The organism is Acidovorax sp. KPB24-03 (assembly GCF_057546605.1).
In genome coordinates this window covers 1-3002 of sequence record NZ_BAAJYR010000418.1, presented here as the reverse complement: position 1 = coordinate 3002, position 3002 = coordinate 1, and the positions used below count along the sequence as shown (strand labels likewise).

Sequence of the window (3002 nt, the reverse complement as noted above, 5' to 3'; positions counted from 1 at the left end):
CACGGCCAGCGCCACGGCGCGCAGGCGCCCGGGCGGACGGGTGGGGGCGAACTGGTCGCGGTCGTTGGAGGCGTGCATGCGATCGAAAAAAAAGCGAAAACGGTGCGAAGGATCGAGGGCGGCGAGGGCCCCGTCAGCCGCCGGACTTGACCGACAGGCCCACGCGCTGCACGCCCGCCCTCTGCAACGCATCCATGGCCTTCACCACGGTTTCGTACGTCACGGTCTTGTCGGCGCTGATGAGGATGGGCGTATCGGGCGGCTGCGTGGCCTGCCAGGCCTTGGCGGCGGCGCCCAGGCCCTGTAGGGTGATCGGGCGCTCGGCGTCGCCGGTCTTGAGCTGCAGGCTGCCGTCCTTCTGGATGATGACCTGGCCGAACGACTTGGGCGGCTTGGCGCCCTTGCCGACGGAGGGCACGTTGATGGCGCTGGGCGTGAGCATGGGCGCAGTCACCATGAAGATGATGAGCAGCACCAGCATCACGTCGATGAAGGGCACCATGTTGATTTCGTTGATGGTGCGGCGCCGGCCGCCGCCGCGTGAAGCCATTGCGGGCATGCTGCTGTCTCCTGTGCTGCTCAGTGGCCCGAGGCGGACGACGTGGGCTGCGCGCCCAGGTTGCGCTGCAGGATGTTGGAGAACTCCTCGATGAAGGTCTCCTGCTGAATGGCCACGCGGTCGATGTCGCGCGCGAAGCGGTTGTAGGCGATCACGGCCGGAATGGCGGCGAACAGGCCGATGGCCGTGGCCACCAGCGCTTCGGCGATGCCCGGGGCGACGGTGGCCAGGGTGACCTGCTCCATGCCGGCGAAGCCGGTGAAGGCATGCATGATCCCCCACACGGTGCCGAACAGGCCCACGTACGGCGAGACGGAGCCCACGGAGGCCAGGAAGGACAGGCTGGACTCGACCACGTCCATCTCGCGCTGGAAGCTGGCGCGCATCGCGCGGCGGGCGCCGTCGAGCAGCGTGCCGGCGTCCGAGATGCGGCGCTCGCGCAGTTTCTGGTACTCGCGCATGCCGCTGGCGAAGATGCGTTCCATGGGGCCGGCGTTCTTGGCGTTCTGCGCGGCGCTGGAGTACAGGTCGTTCAGGCTGGTGCCCGACCAGAACTCGCGCTCGAAGTCTTCGTTGAGCGACTTCACGCGCTTCAGGGCGAACAGCTTGCGGAAGATCGCGGCCCAACTGGCCACGGACACGCCGATCAGCAGCAGCATGACGAGCTGTACCACCCAGCTGGCGTTGAGCACCAAATTCAGGATGGACATGTCTTGGGAGTTCATGATGAGAGTTGTTCCAGAAGGGGGCCCGGGATGCGTGCGGGACGCAGGGTGGCGGCATCGACCCATCCGATGCGGATGGTGCCTTCACACAGTAGCACGGGCTGGGATTCGATCATTTGCTCTGGTTTCAGGAGCGCTTGCTGGCGTATTGTCAGGGATGCGCGGCCACCCTCTTGCAAAGAGGCCGTAACAATCAGTTCATCGTCGAGGCGCGCCGGCCGCAGGTAGCGCAGGCGCGCGTCCGTTACGACAAACATGCCGCCCGTGAGTTCCCGCAGGTTCTGCTGCCCCAGGCCCAGCGAACGCAGCCATTCGGTGCGGGCACGCTCGAAGAACTTGAGGTAGTTGGCATAGAACACGATGCCACCGGCGTCGGTGTCCTCCCAGTAGATGCGCAGGGGCCACTCGAACGGGGCCGAGGCCCGAGGGGGGGCGTTCTCCGTTGCCATGCCGGCCTTCATCCGAGCAGCGTGCGCAGGCGGGCCACGGATTCTTCCAGCTGCGCCATCGAATTGGCCGTGGAAAAACGCACGAAGCGCTGCGGCTCGAACGCGCCGAAGTCGCGGCCCGGCGTGACGGCCACGTGGGCGCGGCGCATCACCTCGTAGGCGAAGTCCCAGCTGCCCGAAACGCCCAGGCGCTCGGCGGCCTGCGTGCAGTCGGCCCAGGCGTAGAAGGCGCCGTCCGGCACCACGGGCACCGGCAGGCCCAGCGCCTGCAGCGCGGGAATGAAGTAGTCGCGCCGGGCCTTGAACTCGGCGCGGCGGCGCTCGTATTCGGCAATGCTCTCGGGCTCGAAGCAGGCGAGGGCGGCATGCTGCGACACGGTGCTGGCGCAGATGAACAGGTTCTGCGCCAGCCGCTCGACCACCGGCACCATGGCCTCGGGCACGACCATCCAGCCCAGGCGCCAGCCGGTCATGTTGAAGTACTTGCTGAAGCTGTTGATGCTGATGACGTTCTCGTCGATGGCCAGCGCCGTGTGGCCGAAGCGCTCCTCGTACGACAGGCCCAGGTAGATCTCGTCGATCAGCGTCACCCCGCCGCGCGACTGCACGGCCGCATGGATGCGGCGCAGTTCCTCGGGCGCAATCGAGGTGCCGGTGGGGTTGGAGGGCGAGGCCAGCAGCACGCCGCGCGTCTTCGGCCCCCAGGCCGCCTCGACCTTGGCGGCGCTCAGCTGGTAGCGCTCTTCTGCCGTGGTGGGAATGAGCACCGCCTTGCCTTCCGCCGCGCTCACGAAGTGGCGGTTGCACGGGTAGCTCGGGTCGGGCATGAGGATCTCGTCGCCCGCATCGATGAGGGCCAGGCAAGCGAGCTGCAGCGCGGCCGAGGCCCCCGCCGTGACCACGATCCGCCGGGCCGGCACCTGCACGCCGAAGCGGTCGGCATACCAGCCGCTGATGCGCTCGCGCAGCGGCTCCAGGCCCAGGGCGTTGGTGTATTGCGTGGTGCCGCGCTGCACGGCGCGGGCGGCCGCCTCCTGCACCAACGGCGGCGCGGTGAAGTCGGGCTCGCCGATGTTCAGGAAGATCATCGGCTCGCGCGTGCCGGCGACCTCGCGCGCCAGGGCCTGGGCGGCCTTGGCCACTTCCATCACATAGAACGGTTCGATGCGCTCGGCGCGGGAGGAAAACTGCATGGAAAAGATTCCTGCCCGCGCGGCGCGGGCGTGGGGATGGGATGCCCGCCGGGGCACGGGCGCGGGGGCGGGGCCG

General features: G+C 68.3%; 4 protein-coding genes. All 4 read right to left on the bottom strand.

Annotation, left to right across the window (positions count from 1 at the left end; translation table 11 throughout):
* Positions 1 to 133: 133 nt before the first annotated feature.
* Genes AC27KI_RS21920 through AC27KI_RS21905 form a run of 4 tightly spaced genes read right to left on the bottom strand, consistent with a single transcriptional unit; the run spans position 134 to position 2926 of the window.
* Positions 134 to 559 (bottom strand): ExbD/TolR family protein, encoded by a 426-nt coding sequence (locus AC27KI_RS21920; protein ID WP_272564068.1) that lies wholly within the window; start codon positions 557 to 559, stop codon positions 134 to 136.
* Positions 560 to 579: 20 nt separating this feature from the next.
* A complete protein-coding gene (gene tolQ / locus AC27KI_RS21915) occupies positions 580 to 1284 on the bottom strand; it encodes a protein TolQ (RefSeq protein ID WP_272564067.1) in 705 nt (234 codons plus the stop codon).
* Positions 1281 to 1733, bottom strand: coding sequence for a tol-pal system-associated acyl-CoA thioesterase (locus AC27KI_RS21910; protein ID WP_487090723.1), 453 nt, complete (start codon positions 1731 to 1733; stop codon positions 1281 to 1283). Before AC27KI_RS21910 ends, tolQ begins: the two co-directional genes overlap by 4 nt.
* 8 nt (positions 1734 to 1741) lie before the next feature.
* Complete coding sequence (locus AC27KI_RS21905; RefSeq protein ID WP_284399469.1) at positions 1742 to 2926, bottom strand: pyridoxal phosphate-dependent aminotransferase; 1185 nt, start codon at positions 2924 to 2926, stop codon at positions 1742 to 1744.
* Positions 2927 to 3002: the final 76 nt, after the last annotated feature.

What these genes read in the sequence shown, in the direction of transcription:
- tolQ (WP_272564067.1), bottom strand. Translation starts at nt 1,284, where the DNA reads ATGAACTCCCAAGACATGTCCATCCTGAATTTGGTGCTCAACGCCAGC.
- AC27KI_RS21905 (WP_284399469.1), bottom strand. Translation starts at nt 2,926, where the DNA reads ATGCAGTTTTCCTCCCGCGCCGAGCGCATCGAACCGTTCTATGTGATG.
- AC27KI_RS21910 (WP_487090723.1), bottom strand. Translation starts at nt 1,733, where the DNA reads ATGGCAACGGAGAACGCCCCCCCTCGGGCCTCGGCCCCGTTCGAGTGG.
- AC27KI_RS21920 (WP_272564068.1), bottom strand. Translation starts at nt 559, where the DNA reads ATGCCCGCAATGGCTTCACGCGGCGGCGGCCGGCGCCGCACCATCAAC.